This is a genomic window from Methylicorpusculum sp., assembly GCF_030651835.1.
Lineage (GTDB): Bacteria > Pseudomonadota > Gammaproteobacteria > Methylococcales > Methylomonadaceae > Methylicorpusculum.
The window spans coordinates 19,189-38,705 of sequence record NZ_JAUSBX010000047.1 but is presented as its reverse complement, the minus strand read 5'-3'; the positions used below and the strand labels follow the sequence as shown (position 1 = coordinate 38,705).

Annotated in this window: 24 protein-coding genes and 1 tRNA gene; 15 read left to right on the top strand and 10 right to left on the bottom strand. The window is 46.3% G+C overall.

Annotated features, from left to right (window positions below; translation table 11 throughout):
- The 5 genes from Q7V32_RS06100 (at position 1) to Q7V32_RS06080 (ending at position 4,017) form a co-directional block, all read left to right on the top strand.
- On the top strand, positions 1-963 hold the full coding sequence (locus Q7V32_RS06100; RefSeq protein ID WP_304896090.1) for an aspartate carbamoyltransferase catalytic subunit: 963 nt from the start codon (positions 1-3) through the stop codon (positions 961-963).
- Positions 963-2,243, top strand: a complete 1,281-nt coding sequence (locus tag Q7V32_RS06095; protein WP_304896089.1) for a dihydroorotase — start codon at positions 963-965, stop codon at positions 2,241-2,243. Before Q7V32_RS06100 ends, Q7V32_RS06095 begins: the two co-directional genes overlap by 1 nt.
- Before the next feature lie 10 nt (positions 2,244-2,253).
- Positions 2,254-2,565 carry a cytochrome c gene (locus Q7V32_RS06090; protein ID WP_304896088.1) on the top strand — a complete coding sequence of 104 codons (312 nt, stop codon included), beginning with the start codon at positions 2,254-2,256 and terminating at the stop codon, positions 2,563-2,565.
- Positions 2,566-2,570: 5 nt separating this feature from the next.
- A complete protein-coding gene (locus Q7V32_RS06085) occupies positions 2,571-3,311 on the top strand; it encodes a TIGR00730 family Rossman fold protein (RefSeq protein WP_304896087.1) in 741 nt (246 codons plus the stop codon).
- A gap of 73 nt (positions 3,312-3,384) precedes the next feature.
- Complete coding sequence (locus Q7V32_RS06080; RefSeq protein WP_304896086.1) at positions 3,385-4,017, top strand: inorganic pyrophosphatase; 633 nt, start codon at positions 3,385-3,387, stop codon at positions 4,015-4,017.
- Positions 4,018-4,087: 70 nt separating this feature from the next.
- On the opposite strand, the gene Q7V32_RS06075 is transcribed toward Q7V32_RS06080, so the two are convergent.
- Both Q7V32_RS06075 and Q7V32_RS06070 read right to left on the bottom strand, forming a co-directional pair.
- Positions 4,088-4,163 (bottom strand) — tRNA-Val (locus Q7V32_RS06075).
- A 67-nt stretch (positions 4,164-4,230) separates the two neighbouring features.
- Entirely contained in the window at positions 4,231-5,019 is a 789-nt protein-coding gene (locus Q7V32_RS06070; protein ID WP_304896085.1) for a pentapeptide repeat-containing protein, read from the bottom strand.
- 245 nt (positions 5,020-5,264) lie between these two features.
- On the opposite strand from Q7V32_RS06070, the gene Q7V32_RS06065 reads away from it, so the two are divergent.
- Positions 5,265-6,572: a hypothetical protein gene (locus Q7V32_RS06065; RefSeq protein ID WP_304896084.1), complete on the top strand. Its 1,308-nt coding sequence runs from the start codon at positions 5,265-5,267 to the stop codon at positions 6,570-6,572.
- A 131-nt stretch (positions 6,573-6,703) separates the two neighbouring features.
- On the top strand, positions 6,704-6,910 hold the full coding sequence (locus tag Q7V32_RS06060; RefSeq protein ID WP_304896083.1) for a hypothetical protein: 207 nt from the start codon (positions 6,704-6,706) through the stop codon (positions 6,908-6,910).
- A 5-nt stretch (positions 6,911-6,915) separates the two neighbouring features.
- On the opposite strand, the gene Q7V32_RS06055 is transcribed toward Q7V32_RS06060, so the two are convergent.
- The 3 genes from Q7V32_RS06055 to Q7V32_RS06045 form a co-directional block, all read right to left on the bottom strand.
- Positions 6,916-7,995, bottom strand: a complete 1,080-nt coding sequence (locus tag Q7V32_RS06055; protein ID WP_304896082.1) for an alkene reductase — start codon at positions 7,993-7,995, stop codon at positions 6,916-6,918.
- A gap of 180 nt (positions 7,996-8,175) precedes the next feature.
- Positions 8,176-8,505, bottom strand: a complete 330-nt coding sequence (locus tag Q7V32_RS06050) for a chaperone modulator CbpM (protein ID WP_304896081.1) — start codon at positions 8,503-8,505, stop codon at positions 8,176-8,178.
- Positions 8,502-9,455: a DnaJ C-terminal domain-containing protein gene (locus Q7V32_RS06045; RefSeq protein WP_304896080.1), complete on the bottom strand. Its 954-nt coding sequence runs from the start codon at positions 9,453-9,455 to the stop codon at positions 8,502-8,504. Before Q7V32_RS06045 ends, Q7V32_RS06050 begins: the two co-directional genes overlap by 4 nt.
- 59 nt (positions 9,456-9,514) lie before the next feature.
- Between Q7V32_RS06045 and Q7V32_RS06040 the strand changes: the two genes are divergently transcribed.
- Positions 9,515-9,790, top strand: a complete 276-nt coding sequence (locus tag Q7V32_RS06040) for a hypothetical protein (RefSeq protein WP_304896079.1) — start codon at positions 9,515-9,517, stop codon at positions 9,788-9,790.
- 131 nt (positions 9,791-9,921) lie between these two features.
- Here Q7V32_RS06040 and Q7V32_RS06035 read toward each other — a convergent pair whose 3' ends face one another.
- From Q7V32_RS06035 to aroG, 5 genes are all read right to left on the bottom strand, one after another.
- Positions 9,922-10,056 carry a hypothetical protein gene (locus tag Q7V32_RS06035; RefSeq protein ID WP_304896078.1) on the bottom strand — a complete coding sequence of 45 codons (135 nt, stop codon included), beginning with the start codon at positions 10,054-10,056 and terminating at the stop codon, positions 9,922-9,924.
- A 272-nt stretch (positions 10,057-10,328) separates the two neighbouring features.
- Positions 10,329-11,015 carry a tRNA (guanosine(46)-N7)-methyltransferase TrmB gene (trmB, locus tag Q7V32_RS06030; protein ID WP_370691426.1) on the bottom strand — a complete coding sequence of 229 codons (687 nt, stop codon included), beginning with the start codon at positions 11,013-11,015 and terminating at the stop codon, positions 10,329-10,331.
- A 167-nt stretch (positions 11,016-11,182) separates the two neighbouring features.
- Complete coding sequence (locus Q7V32_RS06025) at positions 11,183-11,332, bottom strand: hypothetical protein (RefSeq protein WP_304896077.1); 150 nt, start codon at positions 11,330-11,332, stop codon at positions 11,183-11,185.
- Positions 11,333-11,359: 27 nt separating this feature from the next.
- Positions 11,360-12,337: a sulfur carrier protein ThiS gene (thiS, locus tag Q7V32_RS06020; RefSeq protein WP_304896076.1), complete on the bottom strand. Its 978-nt coding sequence runs from the start codon at positions 12,335-12,337 to the stop codon at positions 11,360-11,362.
- Positions 12,338-12,348: 11 nt separating this feature from the next.
- Positions 12,349-13,419, bottom strand: coding sequence for a 3-deoxy-7-phosphoheptulonate synthase AroG (gene aroG / locus Q7V32_RS06015; protein ID WP_304896075.1), 1,071 nt, complete (start codon positions 13,417-13,419; stop codon positions 12,349-12,351).
- 546 nt (positions 13,420-13,965) lie between these two features.
- On the opposite strand from aroG, the gene Q7V32_RS06010 reads away from it, so the two are divergent.
- The 7 genes from Q7V32_RS06010 to Q7V32_RS05980 all read left to right on the top strand — a co-directional run bounded on the left by Q7V32_RS06010 (position 13,966) and on the right by Q7V32_RS05980 (position 18,960).
- Entirely contained in the window at positions 13,966-14,628 is a 663-nt protein-coding gene (locus Q7V32_RS06010; RefSeq protein ID WP_304896074.1) for an SOS response-associated peptidase, read from the top strand.
- 258 nt (positions 14,629-14,886) lie between these two features.
- On the top strand, positions 14,887-15,162 hold the full coding sequence (locus tag Q7V32_RS06005; protein ID WP_304896073.1) for a cupin domain-containing protein: 276 nt from the start codon (positions 14,887-14,889) through the stop codon (positions 15,160-15,162).
- A 491-nt stretch (positions 15,163-15,653) separates the two neighbouring features.
- Positions 15,654-15,902, top strand: a complete 249-nt coding sequence (locus Q7V32_RS06000; RefSeq protein ID WP_304896072.1) for a type II toxin-antitoxin system ParD family antitoxin — start codon at positions 15,654-15,656, stop codon at positions 15,900-15,902.
- On the top strand, positions 15,899-16,198 hold the full coding sequence (locus Q7V32_RS05995; protein ID WP_304896071.1) for a type II toxin-antitoxin system RelE/ParE family toxin: 300 nt from the start codon (positions 15,899-15,901) through the stop codon (positions 16,196-16,198). The genes Q7V32_RS06000 and Q7V32_RS05995 overlap by 4 nt, the downstream gene beginning before the upstream one ends.
- Positions 16,199-16,588: 390 nt before the next feature.
- Entirely contained in the window at positions 16,589-17,401 is an 813-nt protein-coding gene (locus tag Q7V32_RS05990; protein ID WP_304896070.1) for a TIGR04255 family protein, read from the top strand.
- Positions 17,370-18,056: a hypothetical protein gene (locus Q7V32_RS05985; protein ID WP_304896069.1), complete on the top strand. Its 687-nt coding sequence runs from the start codon at positions 17,370-17,372 to the stop codon at positions 18,054-18,056. Before Q7V32_RS05990 ends, Q7V32_RS05985 begins: the two co-directional genes overlap by 32 nt.
- The gene (locus Q7V32_RS05980; protein WP_304896068.1) at positions 18,031-18,960 is read left to right on the top strand and encodes a hypothetical protein; all 930 of its coding nucleotides are present in this window, start codon (positions 18,031-18,033) and stop codon (positions 18,958-18,960) included. Before Q7V32_RS05985 ends, Q7V32_RS05980 begins: the two co-directional genes overlap by 26 nt.
- Positions 18,961-19,517 lie beyond the last annotated feature (557 nt).

Below are 19,517 nucleotides of genomic sequence, written 5' to 3'. Positions count from 1 at the left end.
ATGACGGAAAACCTGCAATTAAATTCTGACGGTAAATTAAAACACTTTCTAACGATTGAGGGCCTCGATAAAGCCTTGTTGACCGAAATTCTGGATACGGCAGAATCATTCGCCGGAATGTCGGAGCAACAGGTAAAAAAAGTGCCTTTACTACGCGGTAAAACCATCGTGAATCTGTTTTTTGAAAACAGTACCCGCACCCGGACGACATTTGAACTGGCAGCGATACGCTTGTCCGCTGATGTCATCAACATGAATATTGCCACCTCAGCTACCTCCAAAGGTGAAAGCCTGCTTGATACCATCCGCAATCTGGAAGCCATGTTCGTGGATATGTTTGTCGTCAGGCATGCTACCAGCGGTGCCGCTCATTTTATTGCCCAACATACGGCCCCCCATGTCAGCGTGATTAATGCCGGTGACGGTCAGCATAGTCATCCCACTCAAGCCATGCTGGATATGTTTACCATCCGGCAAATAAAAAAAGAGTTTGCACCGTTAAGAGTCGCCATCATCGGCGATATATTGCACTCTCGGGTCGCCCGCTCCCAGATTCTGGCTCTTAACACCTTGGGAGCCGCAGAAATTCGCGTCATCGCCCCCAAAACATTATTACCGGCCCATGTCGAGACCTTGGGCGTTAATGTCTTCCATAACTTGACGGAAGGCTTAAAAGACATCGATGTGGTTATCATGCTGCGATTACAAAAAGAGCGCATGACATCGGCTCTGTTGCCCAGCGAAAGTGAATACTTTAAATGCTTCGGTCTGACTCCGTCCAAATTAAAAATCGCCAAACCTGATGCGATTGTAATGCACCCAGGCCCGATTAACCGGGGTGTGGAAATAGACACACGGGTTGCTGACGGTCCTCAATCCGTAATTTTGCAACAAGTGAGTAATGGTATCGCCGTGCGTATGGCGGTTATGTCAATGGCCATGCAGGCAAGAGGGAACGGATAATGCAAAAAATAGCCATAGAAAACGGCAGGATTATCGATCCGGCCAATCAAACCGATAGCATTGGCTCGTTGTATATAGCAGAAGGCCATATCATCTCGGTAAACGAAACGCCTGGAGATTTTACTCCGGATATAGTCATTGATGCGCAAAATCAGATTGTTTGCCCAGGCTTCATCGATATGAGTACACGGTTACGCCAGCCCGGCCAAAGTCATAAAGCCACCATAAAAAGTGAAACCCGCGCGGCAGCCAGTGGCGGAGTCACAACGCTGGTATTGCAAGCGGATACCAAGCCCGCCGCTGATACTCCGGCCATTGTGGAATTGATCAAAGATTTGGCGGACAAAGCGGATTATCCCAATATTGTTACCATCGGCGCGCTCACCCAAAAACTTGAAGGACAAGAACTCAGTCCAATGCTGGCGCTTAAGCAGGCGGGATGCATCGCCGTCGGCAATGCCGGTAAACCGGTATCCAATCTCCTGATACTTCGGCGCGCAATGGAATATGCCGCTAGCCATGATTTATTGCTGATTTATCGTCCTCATGAGCATAGCCTGGGCAATAAAGGCTGTGCGCATGAAGGTGCAATCGCTACTCGCTATGGTCTGCCCGGTATTCCCTATACGGCTGAAACCATCGCACTGGCTCAATGCCTGGAATTGGCCGAACAAACCGGCTGCCGGGTCCATTTTGGACAAATCAGCTGTAAACGGTCGTTGATAAAAATTCAACAAGCCAAAAAATATGGACTTGATGTGAGTGCAGATATCGCTGTTCACCAGTTGCATCTGACTGAAAATGACATGGAGCCGTTTGATAGTGCTTATCACGTTTTGCCGCCGCTACGCAGTGATCAGGATAAGCAGGCGCTGCGGGAAGCCCTGTCAGAAGGAGTCATTACCGTGCTGTGTTCAGATCATCAGCCGCATGATCTGGATGCAAAGCTGGGCGCTTTTCCGGAAACCGAACCCGGCATGGCATCCATTGAAACTCTGCTATCTTTAATGCTTAAACTGGTCAATGATAAAACCATATCGTTATCGCAAGGAATCGCAGCATTAACTTGCAATCCAGCAGGGATATTACGCTTACCAAGCGGGTCTCTTAGCGTCGGCATGATTGCCGATATTTGCGTATTTGATGCCCACATGAGCTGGACGATCGACTCGACGACGTGGAAAAGTAAAGGTTTAAACACGCCGTTTTGGGGTAGCACTTTGTCAGGTCGCGTTACTCACACTCTTCAATCCGGCAAAATTATTTATTCCCTGAATTAAGGAGCTTGCCATGAAGAAGTCTTATCGCTTTTCTACGCTGTGCATCACATTGGCTATCAATGGTTGTACCAGTGATTTCAAACCCGACTCCTCAGCCACAGGAGAGCAAATATTTCAGGCAGCGTGCGCAGAGTGTCACCAACCTCGTGATGAAAATGTGCCTGATGTTCTGTTTGAGCTGCACCCTAAAAATATGAACGCAGGATTCGTTAAGCATAAAATTTACACAGGTTCAATTCGAATGCCAAAATTTCCCCATATCAAAGGAAGCAAAATGCATTCTTTGAGCACGTATGTGCTCGCTCACAGCATCAGCAAATAAGCTATATGGAATGTAATAACAGACAAAATAACTCGTTCAACACTATTGATGACGTCAAAGGCGATCAGTCCTGGCGGATTTTTCGAATTATCAGTGAATTTACCGAGGGATTTGACCGGTTGTCTCATTTATGCGACGCCATTTCCATTTTCGGTTCTGCCCGCTTGGCGCCCAATCATCCTTATTATCAAAAAACGGTAGAAATAGCCGGGTTGTTAGCCCAGCATGATTTTGCGATTATAAGCGGTGGCGGCCCCGGCATTATGGAAGCCGCAAACAAGGGAGCCCACTCTCATAGACAGCCTTCAATCGGCCTCAACATAGAACTGCCGATGGAGCAAAGACCTAATCCCTACCAGGATATATCCCTGGGTTTCCGCTATTTTTTTGTACGTAAAGTTATGTTTGTCAGGCATTCCATGGGATATGTCTGTATGCCGGGCGGCTTTGGAACTCTGGATGAATTGTTTGAATCGCTAACCCTGATGCAAACTAAAAAGATTTATCCATTGCCCCTGGTTTTATTCGGCACCGATTTTTGGCAAGGGCTGATGGAATGGATAAAGACAACGCTCATCGAATACCATACCGTATCAGAAGAGGACCTGAATTTTATCACGCTGACTGACGATCCTCAGGAAGTGCTGGAGATAATGCTTAGACATAGAGATTGGAAAAACCAGCAACGCATGGAAAGCCGTTCCGGAAGCTCAATTGATTACAGTCATAATTCGCCGGTTAGATGAGTGGCCCGCGTAAAAATACTCGATTCCTAGCTTACTTAACAATTTACATTCCTTATACCCAACTGCACAAAAAATGAACATACCTTACAAAGCACATCCCTGGCATGGTATCCATCCGGGTGAACAAGCACCTACCGTCGTGACGGCTTTCATAGAGATGGTACCTTCCGATACTGTGAAATATGAAATCGACAAAACAACAGGGTATCTTAAGATTGACAGGCCCCAGAAGTTCTCAAATACCGTGCCGACCCTCTATGGCTTTATTCCGCAAACCTATTGCGCGGAAAAAGTGGCCGAGTTTGCCGAGAAGATGTCGGGAAAAATGGTTGCCAAAGGCGATGGCGATCCTTTGGATATCTGTGTATTGAGTGAGCGGGCGGTTACTCACGGCAATATCATTCTTCCGGCCATTCCGATCGGCGGATTTCGTCTGCTTGATAGAGGCGAAGCGGATGACAAAATTATTGCAGTTATGAAAGGTGATGAGTTTTATCGTCAGTGGAACGATGTATCAGACTGCCCGTCATCTTATATCAACCGGCTGAAACATTATTTTCTGACGTACAAAAACTTGCCCGGTGAAACGAGCCATTGTGAGATAACCAACGTCTACGGGCGTGACGAAGCTCATGAAGTGATACGGCTGTCTATGGCTGACTACCAGACGCATTATGGCAACAGGGAAGCGGAAAAGCCTGTTTAATACTAATTACCCGGAATAAGAGTTTGCCTGACAGGGCTGGTAGATCAAAATTTAAAACTGAATATTCAATTGGTGGGTGCTGAGGGGTTCGAACCCCCGACCCTCGCCTTGTAAGGGCGATGCTCTCCCAGCTGAGCTAAGCACCCACTCGTTTTGAAGACGCGCATTTTACACGAAATTTCATTTTATGAAAGTCCGGATTAATGAAATCATTTAATCGAAAATAGCGGTATCCCGGCCTTTGACTTTTTCTAGCCTTAGTAAAACCGCGTCCTCTTTTACCCCTTTAAACTGAGCTCCGGAAATTAACGAACCCGTGAAATTGGCATCCAACAGTTTAGCGCTGGACAAGTTAGCATTCGACAAGTCCGTGTTGCTTAGATTGGCTCCTGCCATATCGGCTGCAAAAAATGTGGCTTTGCTCAGATTGGCTTTAGTCAGATTTGCCAATCGCAACATGGCTCTATCGAAATTACCGCCTGACAAATTGGCACCGGTTAAATTGGCGCCTTTCAAACTGGCACGCATTAAACCCATCGGCTGATTTTTCATATCCGCGCCCCAATTGGCGTTGGAAATGTCCGCGTAACTGAGGTTGGCGCCATCCATGATGGCAATGACACGGCTGCCGCTCAGATTGGCTTTACTCATGTCGGCTTTAACCAGGCTCACTCCGAAAATGCTCACATTGGATAAATCGGCATGGGTCAGCTTTATACCGGTCATCACGGTTAAATCCAGAACCAGTCCAGATAAATTGGCATGACTGAGATCGGCTTGCCTAAGATCGGCGCCCCATAAATCCGCGTGGCGAAAATCCAGCCGGGACAAATCGAGTCCGCGCAAATCCTTTCTTCGCAGATCAGCCGGTTTGGACTGAGTCGCCGACGCTAAAAGCCCTTCAATTTCTGATCGGGTCAAGTCCGCCGCCCATCCTCCTTCATTGACGAAAAACAGGCACAGCCCTGAACAAATAAAGCGGGTCAAAAAAAATGGTTTCATAAGACTTACTCTCATTAAAGTGATTGCGGAATGTGGTTGAGAATAATCGGGAAACGGTATTGATCGCAAATTTTTAATGGCTGACCCGTCTATTTATGATCAATCGACACGCTTAAAGCGATGCAAATAAAAATCGTCGTGTCAGACCGAGACGGACCTTGTAAAATGCTCTCCCAATTCATTGTTCATTAAAACAGCTTAGTGAACGTCTTTGTTATTTCCAGGGTTCACCCGTTATTAGCTGAATGCAATCAAAATCGATGGAAGACTTGCACGATCAACAAGACGCCGGCAAGCCGGAGCGACTTAACAAGGAATGTTATTGTGTATCGCTTGATAGGTCAGCTATGCGCGCTGAATTATCAGAACAAGCCAGGGAACTGGATCTTTATAAAATGATTACCGAGGAAAGGCCGCACCTTTTTGCCGAATCGGCCGTTTTTGTCACCGAATCCTGCCTTTACAAGCAGCATCAAATCATTACCGCGATTGAAGATGTGATTGCCTTACCTGCATTCCAGGAACGCGCGCTTCGTTTTGCGCCATCGGCTGCGCATTTTATCCCTAAAGCCAGCGGAGTTTTTCTGGGTTTTGATTTTCATCTAAGTCCGGAAGGACCCAAGCTGATTGAAATCAACAGCAACGCCGGTGGCGCAATGCTCAATGTCATGCTGGCAAAAGCCCAATTTTCATGTTGCGAACTCGCCGCGGGCAAGCAGCCCGGCATCACTTCTTCATGCAAGGCCGAGCAGGCATTTGTGAACATGTTTCTGCAGGAATGGCGGGCAGAAAATACACAAAGATCATTAAAATCCATCGCGATTGTTGATACACAGCCGCAAACACAATTCATGCTGCCCGAATTCATTCTTTTTCAAAAGTTATTTGAGCGAAACGGTATCACTGCCGTTATTGCCGATCCGTCAGAACTTGACTATAGGGAGGGCCGTGTCTGGTATGGCCTTTTGCAGATCGACCTTGTTTACAACCGGCTTACTGACTTTGGCTTGACGCAGCCCGAGCATCATCAGCTTAGAGACGCTTATTTAAATTCAACCGTTGTTTTGACGCCCCATCCCCGAAATCATGCGCTTTATGCCGATAAAAGAAATCTGGCGCTGCTGACGGATGAAACAACACTGCTGGAATTAGGCATTGATGAGCCAACTCGTGCCCTGTTGCTGCAAGGCATCGCACAAACGCGTCAGGTTAAGGCCGATGATGCCGACTGGCTCTGGAAAAACCGTAAACAACTGTTCTTTAAACCGGCCAGAGGCTACGGTAGCAAAGCCGCTTACCGCGGCGATAAACTGACTCATCGCGTCTTCGATGAAATTCTGCAGCACGATTATGTCGCTCAAAAGCTGGTCCAGCCAAGCGAGCGGCAACTTGAAATAGGCAACGAAAAGCTGGATTTTAAAGTTGACCTGCGTAATTATGTTTATCAGCGTCAGGTGCAATGGGTCTGTGCCCGTTTATATCAAGGTCAAACAACTAATTTTAGAACGCCGGGTGGAGGCTTTGCCCAGGTCGTTTCTGTTCCGGATGGTTGATCGCAAGTTAGTATCCTTTGTTCGGATGCATTCAAAAAACACCTTACTGAAAGGGGGGATCTCATTTTAAGCTGTCACGAATCTGTCATATCAAACGGTGATAATTCAGCTTTATTTTTCTGGAATTATTTATGAATGATGGAATCAACGCATTAATGGCTCAATATGCTTTTCCGTTAGATATGGACGAAGTCTGTGTCAGCTTCTTTCCTGCTGTCGACCAGTCTTTATTGCATTTGCTGGTCGACAACAGAAGAATGACCCTATCGGCGGGTTCATTTACAGAGCCATCCCGATTCTTTGGTCTTGACGAACATGAAGTCGCTTTAGGGCGATAAGGCCATTATTTAAGTGCGGGATAATCGGTGTAACCATTTTCCCCGCCGCCATAGAAGGTGTCAAAGTCCGGCTCATTCAACGGTGCGTTGATTTTGAATCGCTCCACCAAATCAGGATTGGCAATAAAGGGCTTGCCGAACGCAACCAGATCGCAGCGGTTTTTTGCAATGCTGTCAGTTGCGCTGGCCAAAGTGTAGCCGCCGTTGGCAATATACACGCCTTTGAAACGGTGTCTTAATGCATCAAAATCAAAGGTGGAATGATCCTCTTCAACCGGAATCATGCGTTCGACGATGTGAAGATAAGCCAAATTGAATGGGTTTAACTGTTCAACGAAATAGGCAAAATGGGTTTGAGGATCACTGTCCGTCATGTCGTTAAAAGGATTGGTCGGAGATAATCGTAGACCTACTTTATCCGGTCCTATCGCGTCAGATACTGCCGTTAAAACCTCAAGCAATAAGCGCGCGCGATTTTCGATAGATCCGCCATAGACATCGGTTCTGTGATTGGAGCCATCGCGCAGGAACTGATCCAGTAAATAACCATTGGCGGCATGGATTTCAATACCGTCAAAGCCTGCTTTTAACGCATTGATGGCTGCCGTTCGATAGTGGTCAATAATGACGGGTATTTCGGATAGCTCCAGCGCTCTCGGCGTCTCAAAGGGCTTAAACCCATCTTCGGTAAAGGCGTTGCCGTCAATTTTAATGGCCGATGGCGCAACCGGCAGTTGATGATCGGGTTGTAAGTCTCTATGAGAAACGCGGCCTACATGCCAAAGCTGCAAAACAATCAGGCCGCCTTCTTCATGAACGGCGGAGGTTACTTTCCGCCAGCCCTCGATCTGTTCATCGCTGTAAATGCCCGGCGTATAGGCATAGCCTTTACCTTGCGGGGAGATTTGAGTGGCTTCGGCAATGATTAATCCGGCGGTAGCGCGCTGGCGGTAATACGTGGCATTCATTTCCCAGGGAATATCGCCGGGCTGCTTTGATCTGCTGCGGGTCAAAGGCGCCATGACGATTCGGTTTTTTAATGAGAGACTTCCGGCAATAACCGGCGTGAATAAACTAGTTGGCATGGTGCTTCTCGGGTTGAATAAAACAAAAAGTGCAATCGGCTATAGGCATACAGCAATTCCCAGTATGCTATTTTCAGCGTCATTTTGGGCTGGGAAAAGCCTTTCGAGGAACGCCGAAAACCTCGTCGGCAGCATCCCGGTTGCCGACATCCTTGAAAAACTTCCCCAGTCCTTTTTTCCCTAACCAAGGACATGGCGGTGTTCTGACGCGGCAATTTGCGCGCGCAGCATTTCCCGTTCTTCAATTAAATCCAGTACCAGGGCGATTCCGGCCAGATTGATGCCCAAATCCCGTTGCAGTCTGAGCGCAAAACGCGCGCGCACCAGATTGGCACCTGAAAATTGCCATTCATGAATGTTTTCGCCGCTGGGTTCAATGATACTCTCTTCGACGAGACTGATGATCATATCCGCGTTGGTGCCGCAGGCTTTGCAGAGTTGGCCCAAGGTCAGGCTGTCTTCTTCAATGACGGTGCCGGTATACACTAATAATAAATCAGATGATTTCATAAGCTGAGTCCTAGCGAAAGACGCGGATTAAAATCCAGTTGTGCCTGCATTTGCCGATAAACCGAGCGAGCCGCTTCAGAATCGGCCGGCGGCAGCGTAATTTGCAGGACAACATAAAAATCGCCCGGTTTTTTGGAGGGTAAGCCCCGGCCTTTTATTCGCAGTTTGCTGCCTTGTCTGGAATTGGCCGGGATGCTAAGGTCGACAGGTCCTTCCGGCGTGGGTACCTTGATTTTGGCGCCCAATGCCGCCTCCCAGGGTGTCACCGGTAAATCCAGGTAAATATCGGTATCAATGACGCGATAAAGCCGATGCGGATTAAATGCGACCTCGAGTAATAAATCGCCGGCTTGTGCACTGCCCATTCCAGGGCTACCCTGGCCTGAAAGCCTGATATGCTGGCCCGGCTTGATGCCTTTGGGTATTTTGATATTCAGAGATCTTTGTTTTAGTTGCAAATAGCCTTTTGCATCGGTCTCGGGGATGTTGAAAATAATGGTCTTTGTGGCGCCTGTAATGCTCTCTTCCAGATCAATAGTGATTTTGGCATGTGTATCCTGGCCCCGGGCATGAGCGTTGAAATGCTCGCGACCGGTGTTTCTGAAACCGGTATGGCCGAACAATTGCTCAAAGAAATCACTGTAGATACCGGCTTCGTCGCTGGTGAATCCGCCGCCTTTAAATTCAAACGCTTGTTCCCAATCAGGTGGTGGATTGAAATCCTGTCCGGCTTTCCAGTTAGCGCCCAATTTATCGTAGGCCGCTCTTTTTTCCGGGTCTTTTAATACCTCATAGGCTTCACCTAACTCTTTAAATTTAGCCTCGGCATTTTTTTCCTTGCTGACATCCGGATGATATTTTCGCGCCAATTTGCGATAAGCCCGCTTGATCTCTTCCTGAGACGCTGAGCGGGGAACACCCATAATTTGATAGTAATCTTTAAATTTCATAGCGTGCGGTTAACCAGTGGATAGTGTTAAACAGTGATTCTTTGCAGGCAATTCCCAGCTTGAATTTTCTTGATTATAAAGGATGTTTAAGTTCTAACTCTTTTTTACTGGCCGACCGCAGCAATTCTCAGTTTGATCTTTTCGGTATCATTTTGGACTGGGAAAAGCCTTTTGAGGAACGCCGTAAACCCTTCCATGGGGGCTTGACAGCAGCATCCCTGCTGCCGACATCCTCAAAAAGCTTCCCCCAGCCCTTTTTTCCCTTCAAATTGAGAATTGCTGAGCCGACCGTGTCATTTCGGCAGGGATTACCGAAATCCAGAAGTCATGGATAGCACGAAGCTTAACCTCCATGGCCGACATGCCCGTTTCCGGACGGGCATGTCGGGCTTATCGATTTGGCAAAACCTCTTGCTAATCAGGTTGATTTTTTAAATCGGGGGTAAAAAATTACTGATCATAAAGATCAATCAGCTGAGTAAAAATCGTCATCTCGGCAGGGATTGCCGAGAACCAGATGCCATGGATGGCGAGCGCCGAACACATCCTTGTGCTCTGGATTCCGGCAATCCCTGCCGGAAAGACGTTGTTGCTGAAGCATCTTTATACTCAGGAAAACTTTTAAACGAGGAATGGCTGGATTTAACCCTTAGGATAGGTTCTGTACTGCAAAGTTTAGCCACTTCTGGTTGGCACTGATCGTTGCTTTCTACATTGGCAAACCTTGTTTTTCAAGTCAACGTAATTGAGTCAGGCATTGGCCGCACTTTAAAGTTGAAACTTAAATGGAAGTGCGGCAGGTTTTTGTTGTGGACGAGAAGCGGTGAGTGATCTAAGTCAAACCGTTGGAGAGTCTGTTCTTACGGCAATTCTCTACTTACGGATAAAAATCAAATCCCATACGCCATGGCCTAAACGCAGTCCTCGGTTTTCAAACTTGGTCACCGGTCGATATCCGGGGCGTTCGCAGTAATCACCGGTCAAACTGCTGTTGCAGAGCTCAGGTTCCGCGTTTAATACCTGCAGCATATGCTGGGCATAATTTTCCCAATCGGTTGCCGCATGAAAATAGCCTCCGGGTTTCAATTTTTTGACCACCGTGTGGATAAATTCGGGTCTGACGATTCTTCTTTTGTGGTGTTTTTTCTTTGGCCAGGGATCTGCAAAAAACAGATGGATTCCTTCCAAGCTGTGGTCTTTGATTCGGCGTTCCAGTATCTCAACCGCATCATGGCAATAAATTCTGAGGTTGGTTAAGCCGAGTTGCTCGATGAGCATCAATAAATGCCCAACGCCGGGTTTATGCACTTCGATGCCCACAAAATTGGTGCCCTGTGAATCAGCCGCCATTTGCGCCAGACTTTCGCCGTTACCGAAGCCTATTTCAAGAACGGTCGGCGCGTCTCGTCCGAACACTTCAGCAAAACAACATTCTGCTTCAGGATCTAGGCAAAAAGTATCCCAATGGTTTGCCAAAGCCAGCTCCTGTCCGGGTGTGATACGCCCTTGTCTGCGAATAAAGCTGCGAATTCTTCGGGGGGCCGTTTGCTCAGATAACATGATGCTTGAAAAGTTAAAATAGGTTAATGCTAAAGGGGATCGTCATGCCAGGGAATAAAGCAAAGTGATCAGGTGTTGGCACGGCGTTGATTGGAGTTGAGACTGCCGGGCTAGCGAACGCTTAGCCCGGCAAAACATCTCCTGATTATAAAGATCAATCAGCTCAGTCAAAAGTCGTCATCTCGGCAGGGATTGCCGAGATCCAGGTGCCATGGATGGCGAGCGCCGAACACATCCTTGTGCTCTAGATTCCGGCAATCCCCCGGCATTCCCTGACCGGGGCAGGCTCTGCCGGAAAGACGTTGTTGCTGAAGCATCTTTATAATCAGGAAACATCTAGTAGTCTACAAAAACAAACCGTCTATGGGCGATGATGCTGACGCAAATCGCTTTCTGGGCATTCTGCCGGCCAAAAAGGCAAGCCTGCCTGCTTCAATGCCTTTTTTCATCGCTTCGGCCATTAATACAGGATTTTGCGCGGCTGCAATTGCGGTGTTCATCAGCACGCCGGCACAACCTAGCTCCATTGCAATGGCTGCGTCAGATGCAGTACCGACCCCGGCATCCACCAGAATCGGCACTGAGGCGTTTTCGACGATAGTCAATATGTTATACGGGTTTCGAATGCCAAGGCCAGAACCTATGGGTGCTGCCAGCGGCATGACCGCGACGCAGCCGATTTCTTCAAGGCGTTTTGCGGCGATTGGATCGTCATTGGTGTACACCATGACGTCAAAGCCATCTTTAACCAGTAATTCAGCTGCTTTATAGGTTTCAGCGACATCGGGAAACAGGGTTTTTTGGTCCGCCAGCACTTCCAGTTTGACCAGATTATGTCCGCCCAGCAATTCCCGGCCCAAACGGCAGGTGCGCACGGCGTCATCCGCGGTATAGCAACCGGCGGTGTTAGGTAAAATCGTATATTTATCGGGCGAAATGATATCCAGCAGATTGGGTTCGCCAGGGTTTTGGCCGATATTGGTTCTGCGTATCGCAACCGTTACGATCTCGGCGCCGCTGGCTTCAATAGCTAGGCGGGTTTCTTCCATGTCTTTATATTTTCCGGTGCCCACCAGCAAGCGGGAGCGATAGATACGGCCTGCGACGGTAAATGAATCGTCCTGTCCGCCCCCAATGGCATGAACTATCTCCAGACGATCGCCTTCTTTTAGATGTTGCTTGGCGTAACTGTCAAACGGCAGAATTTCTTTGTTAAATTCAACAGCAATGCGTTTTCCGGTTAAGCCCATGGCCGCAACGACCTGATAAACCGTCGTTCCATCAGGGTATGTCAGGGTTTCGCCATTTACAAATACATTCACACTCTTTCTCCTCAGTTTTCGATCATTCTGCGTTGCTGAACGGCTTTGGCCAAATTATTTAATAGCTGTACAGAGTCGTTCCATCCCAGACAGGCATCGGTAATACTTTGTCCATAGTTCAACGGTTTGCCCGGTACGACATTCTGGCTGCCCGGTTTAAGGTGGCTTTCTATCATCACGCCGATAATGCGCTTGTCGCCCCCGCTAATCTGTTCGGCAACATCCTCGCCGACCACCATCTGCCGTTGGTATTGCTTCAGGCTGTTGGCATGGCTGAAATCAATCATGATATTGGGTCTTAACTTTGCATTCTCAAGACCTTCGGCAACTTTGGCAACATTAAAGGCATCATAATTCGTGCCGCCATTGCCGCCGCGCAAGATGATGTGTGCATCCTCATTGCCGCGCGTCGAAAAAATAGCCGAACGGCCTTCTTTGGTTAACGACAGAAAATGGTGAGGACTCATCGCTGCGCCGATGGCATCAATGGCAATTTTAATGGACCCATCGGTTGCATTTTTAAAGCCGACTGCACACGACAAGCCGGATGACAGTTCACGGTGAACCTGGCTTTCTGTCGTGCGCGCGCCGATTGCGCCCCATGAAATCAAATCGGATACATATTGAGGCGTAATCAAATCAAGGTATTCAGTAGCTGCCGGCATGCCCAGATTATTCAAGTCCAACAACAAACTTCGGGCGATGCGTAAACCCTTGTTGATATCAAAACTGGAATCCAGATCCGGATCGTTGATCAAGCCTTTCCAGCCCACGGTCGTTCTGGGTTTTTCAAAATATACCCGCATGATAATCAACAAATCCTTGCTCAGATCGTCCTTAACTGCTTTCAGGCGATTTCCATATTCAATCGCGGCTTTAGGGTCGTGAATTGAGCAGGGTCCGATCACAACCATGAGCCGATCATCATCCCCGGTTAAAATATCGTGAATCTCCGCCCGGGTTTTTACAACGGTTTCTGCTGCAAACTCGGTAATGGGGTATTCATCATGAACCGTAACAGGCGCGATGACTTCTTTTATTTCACTGATTCTCAAGTCATCGGTGTTATTTTTAATATGCATGGTCAAATATCGATCTATTGAATTGGGGCGGATTGTTAGCAGGGTATTTTAACCGTTTTTACCTGGATTTTGTTAGTTTTACTGCTAGGGAGTCAGGGTAAATGCGTTAAAACAGCATAGAAAATCAGATGGTTAAAATATTCTTCTTTCTGGATTAACTGTAAGATTTGGTTTATTTGAAACCTAAAATGGCTTTGTGTCGCTATCGCGACGCTTATGTGGAGTCAGTTCGCGGACCGACAACCGCGATACTTTTCTTTGCTTGTCCAAAGAAAAGTATCCAAAAGAAAGGACACCCGGAGGCAGCTGCATCCTGCGCGCTGACGATTTTGCCGAGGGTTTTCGGAAGGGCTATCCCTTGCCCTCCGAAAACGAGCGGCTTCCCTGCCGCTCCCCTAGCGGGCTATTCTCGGCAAAATCGCTAGTGCTCGGCGCGGCCTAACGGGACCCAGGGAGAGGTGCCACAAGTTAAACCCAAGTAAAGAATTCTTGTCTATCATGCGCTCCAGGAAGTAAGCTTGTTACGCAAATAACACAGGGAATCTTATGTGCGGAAGATTTTCATTGACGGCAACGCCGGAACAAATCACTGAAGCGTTTCAACTGGAACGTTTGCCTAATTACGAAACCAGTTACAACATACCGCCTGGTCAGAAAATACTGGCGGTTGTCCGGCTGGATGATGGCCGCCATAAAGCGGTCAATCTTTTTTGGGGGCTTATTCCTCCCTGGGCGAAAGACCCTGCCATCAGCCATCGGCTGATTAATGCAAGAGCGGAAACGGTGGCTGAAAAACCGTCATTCAGAACGGCTTTTCAACGCAAACGCTGCCTGATTCCTGCTAACGGATTTTATGAATGGGCCAAAACGGATCAGGGCAAACAGGCTCATCATATTCATCGGATTGATGACGGCTTATTCGCGTTTGCAGGTCTTTGGGAGCATTGGGAAAAGGGTGCGGAAACCCTCTATTCCTGTACCATTATCACGACAGCAGCCAATGCGTTGATTCAACCCATTCACGAGCGTATGCCCGTCATTATTGGCCGGCAGCACTATGATGACTGGCTGGACAAGCTGCAACCGCCGGACCGGCTTCAGGCTTTATTGGCACACGATGCTTATCAGAAGATGGCGGTTACCACTGTCACTGATTGGGTCAATAATCCGGTTCATGACGATAAACACTGCATTGCTGCTGTGTCCTGAAAAGACTGTTTTAAGCCTGCATTTTCCCCCTTTTGAACTTTTATCTGGCATTGAGGGTTGTCGTAAGCCTTGCGAGGAACGCCGTAGACCCATCCATGGGGGCTTGACGGCAGCATCCCTGCTGCCGACATCCTCGCAAAGCTTACGCCCCCCTTTTTTTATCATCAAATTGGGAATTGCTGGTGTTAAGCACTAGCCGGGGGCGGTCGAAAAAATGATAGAATTTCACTTCGAATCATTTTAAGTTTTAGGAATCATATGCCGCAAATTACGATTGAACATAAACCCAGTGAAGAACGCTTGGAAGAATTAGGCGTTGCCGGTTGGGCCATTTGGGAAAAAGAAGTGTCTACATTTACGATCGATTTCGACGAAACAGAAACTGCTTATATTCTTGAAGGCGAAATTCTAGTGACTCCCGAAGGCGGTGAGCCGGTTCGTATTTTGCCGGGTGATTTGGTTGTTTTTCCTGAAGGCCTGAACAGCCATTGGGAAGTGGTTAAACCATTGCGCAAGCATTACAGTTACGATTAATTCAGGATAAGGCGTCAGACCAGGGATCTAGCGACCGCTTTTTTCCAGGATCTGGCGCCTGCCTTTCTGGGGCAGTGTTTCAACGTTTGAACAATTGATAACCAGTTCAGCGATTTTCCCTGTTCTAAGAAGCCAAGGCAGGGCTGCTTATTTTATTTGGGTATTCGGAATTGGATGTTGAAAAGTTAAAGTTTGACAGAATGAAAAAATCCATCCCTTGTTGAAATCAATGAAAAGCCAACTTTAATCTGGGCCTTATCGAATGTTGAAATACTGTATACCTGACATCGAACCGACAATTTTTCGAGAAGATTTCAGGCAACAAGCGACCCTGAGGCGACAATCTTGGACGTTATAGCAATGACCGTAACCGAATATATTGCTGACAGTAGCATGATGACATTGTTTTCTGGAAAGATCTGTTCATTGAAACGGGCAGTGGGGCGTGGTATGTTCAGTTTTGTTAGATATGAAAAATCGGAGTTTTTACTATGGCTACCACCAGCTTGAGTCTTGGAGAACATTGGGAAGTTTTTATTAGGAATGAAATTGCCAGTGGCCGCTACAGCTCGGCAAGTGAAGTTGTGCGGGATGCTTTGCGGGAACTTGAGGAACGCAGGCATAAACTAGCAGCGTTACGGGTGCATCTTGAGGAGGGCGCTGCGCAAGCCAGTAGAGGCGAATTTGTACAAAATTATACTGTTGCCGCCGTTATTCAGGAGTTGGATAACGAGGGATGACGGCAATTTATAGGATTACCCCCAAGGCACTTAGTGATTTGAAGAACATTGGCTGCTACACGATGGAAAAATGGGGTAAGCCACAACGGAACCGCTATTTAACAGACCTTGATAAACGGTTTAATTGGTTAGTCAAGCAACCACATCTAGGTAAACATCGGCCGGATATTGCCGAAGGCTATTACTGTTTTCCTCAAGGTTCTCATTTGATTTTTTATATGATCAATCCCTTTGGAATCGACATTATCGGGATACCACATCAATCGATGGATTTCGCAGGTTATTTCAACCAATGATTAGTCAATATCTGGTATCGACCCAAACCCGACCGTTATGGTGATAACTTAATTTTCCAGAAAGCCGACTGTTAAAAAATGCTGCCTACTGGCAAAAGAATTAACGTTGATGCTAATGGGCTGAGACTTGCGATGGCCTGTCCTGGTGTTATTGGAGACATTCAGAATCATGAAAAGTATGTAAGTTGAAATAGCAACTTCCAACCAAAAAGGACGGACAGTCGTGTAAATCGAAGACAGGGATTGCTTCCTTCGAAACAAAAAAAGATCACCCGCAGACCAAGGAAGTTCCAAAAAATTCATCAATAATGAATTATGTAATGTTAATTACTTTTTGTTTAGTTATGCGTATACTTATACAACATTAGTTATAAAAACTTAACTATTCTGATGAGCGGTAACGCAATGACTGATCGAACAGGTATCCTGCCAAATTCTCCACTTATTTACGCAATTGCATCAATCCGCTTTGCCCCATGGCCGCTTTTGGCTAAAAAAATAGATGAAATACATGATGAACTAAGAGAGACTAATCCTTTGATTCAGACTATACAGATTCAAAGCGTAAGTTCTGCATCACAAGGTGAAAACGTATCAAAGTTATGGATGCTTTTATCGAGTGATCGCAAATTAGGCATACATTTGTCTTCAGATCAATTACTTGTTTTTTCAAGTAAATATACCCGCTACACCGAATTTGAAACTATATTGGAAAAATGTTTGGGCGTTCTCTTAAAACATATGCGTTTTATGGATGTGACAAATACAGGTGTTCGATATATAGATCATATCAAATTAAAAGAAGCTGAAGATCGTAAAGATTATATTTCTGAGCATCTGTTAACTGCCAACTTCTCTGGAATTTCTGAAGTGGGTTGCATATATATTGGCTCATACAAGTCCGGTGAATTTGACTTGCGGGTGCGTTGTTCCAGCCAGCCTGATGCGTTAGCAGTGCCAGAAGATATGATTAGTCTATTGACCATGAGCGCTGATCCTGGTGGTGCTCTAAGATTGGACATACTGAAAAACGGAATTCTATTAGATATAGATGCTTACAAAGTTTATCTTACGCCGACGAGAATGGATAAAGAAACGGTTTTGAGTCAGCTGAGAAATTTACATCAAACCGCCAATGATTTTTTCCGGCATAGCGATGTTTGTACTGACTATGCTTTCAAAACTTGGAAAGGTGATATTTGATATGGCTGCTACCGATGTTCACGCTCAGCAGATAGTGGTTGTTTCTGAGTCTAGCTTCGAAGCACTAGCTGGCTGGGGAAAATCAATTTTATCTTCGCTCAATATTGCTCATACAACTGAGCTTTCGAAAACAAATCGTGGTTATGATTTATTGGTGGACGGACAACGAGTTCAAGTCGAACTCTGCAAAGATCAGCTTACTGAAATATCGCAAAAAACTTCTAATTTTCCGTCTCTTGCTGTGCCTGAACGTTTAGATTTGATTAAGGATCGCCTTGAGTTATCAATTACACAATTGGCTGAATTATTTGGTGTTACTCGTAAGACAGTTTATGACTGGTATGATGGGACAGAACCACGTCGTAATACAATAAACCGTATGGAGATACTGATAGAGGCGCTGAATGGGACATCACCGGAAGTTGATTTAGCAAGATTAAAGGCGGTGTGGAATGTCCCTGTTTCCGGAACATCATTCCGCGCGTTGCTTGGTGATGACAATCTGAATGCAGGCACTCTTCAAAAAGCGCTTTTAGAGAAATTGAATGAATTATCTACCAGAATGGTTGCGACGACTAGCCAGATGCGAAAAACAAGCTCTCAATTTGGAGAAGTGCAGCTTGCAGAATTTGAAAGACGAACTGATTACAGTTGAATCTTTGGATACTGCGCTACTGGATGAAATTAAAAAACGTGAATGGTGGCAAGGATCTTTGATTCCCACGACTGATCTGTCAAATTGGTTAGAAGATGACAAAGGCGTGGATTGGTGGGTGATCGCCACTCAGCCATGCAATATTTATAATCCTGATTTTCACAAAGTGCCCGTTTTTGAGGTTGTGGCTGCTTGCGAGATTACAGAATGTCTCGCCCGTATGGTTAAAGGTGATGATCCGCGCCTTCTTCATCTTGAGGTACAAGCGGATAGTGAAATAAAAGCCCTGCAAATCGAAATACAGAAGCGCAAATGGCTACCTCGTAACCTATTAGCTAAATTATCAGCCCCAAAATTTCATATTCGCGACACTGAGCCTAACAATGATGCAAATTGGCCAAAGAAAACTTGGTTTGACAATTTTGTTGGCTGGATGGCTAGGAGTTATACAAGAATAGCTCTTCCTGACGATTTTAACTTGGCTCTAAAAAAATCAAAAATTGAGGATATTTTCAAAGAAAAACTCGCTAAGCATCATGACCAGCTATATGGGATTTATTTAGTTGTTGATCAAGATTCTGATGATGAGTGGTTGGGGCGTCTTGGAGATATGCCTCCACCTTATTTGCTAGAAATAATGTTGGTAACGTATGAAGATTCCGACCCAGAATCACTTAAAAATGAATTAGTCCAGCATCTTTTTGAAAAAAAAGTAAGTGATCCGGATGACAAAGATAAAAAACTGATTCGAGCAGAATTAGCCAATCGTTACCATGTTCGCATTATCAAGCAGGCTATTTCCGCAAAGACTATGGCTGGTGTTAATCTTCTCGAACTAAAGAGATACGTTCGTTATTCTTATGTGGATCATTTATCTAACTCATCTGAAGCAACTGGCGATTGATATTTTACGCCAGCGACTGACCGCTCTGAGTCATTATCACTTTCAATTTTTTTGATACTTACCATCTCTGAACGACCGCTATCGTTTCAATTTACCATTTCAACTGTAGCTTAAGAATTCTATTGCCTGTTGTGATTGTGCAGAACGCAGAGATTTTCGAGGGTCTGCTCTAACCGTTCTGATGGTCAGCTTTTGAGTTGAGCGATCGTCGGCTCGTGGCCGAAACGAGCATTGATAAAACAAACTTAACGTCACGACTTATTAGCCAATTCCCCAGCCAGCAGCAGTTCCGCCTTAAGATAGAAGCCGCTTCGATAAAGAAACTCCTGATTATAAAGATGCTTTAGCAACAACGTCTTTCCGACAGAGCCTGCCCCGGTCAGGGAATGCCGGGGGATTGCTGGAATCCAGGTCACAAGGATGTGTTCGGCGCTCGCCATCCATGGCGTCTGGATCTCGGCAATCCGTGCCGAGATGACGGTTTTTGACTGAGCTGATTGACCTTTATAATCAGGAAGGAATTTGGCAGTTTAGAATGGAATAGGCCTACTAAAAAT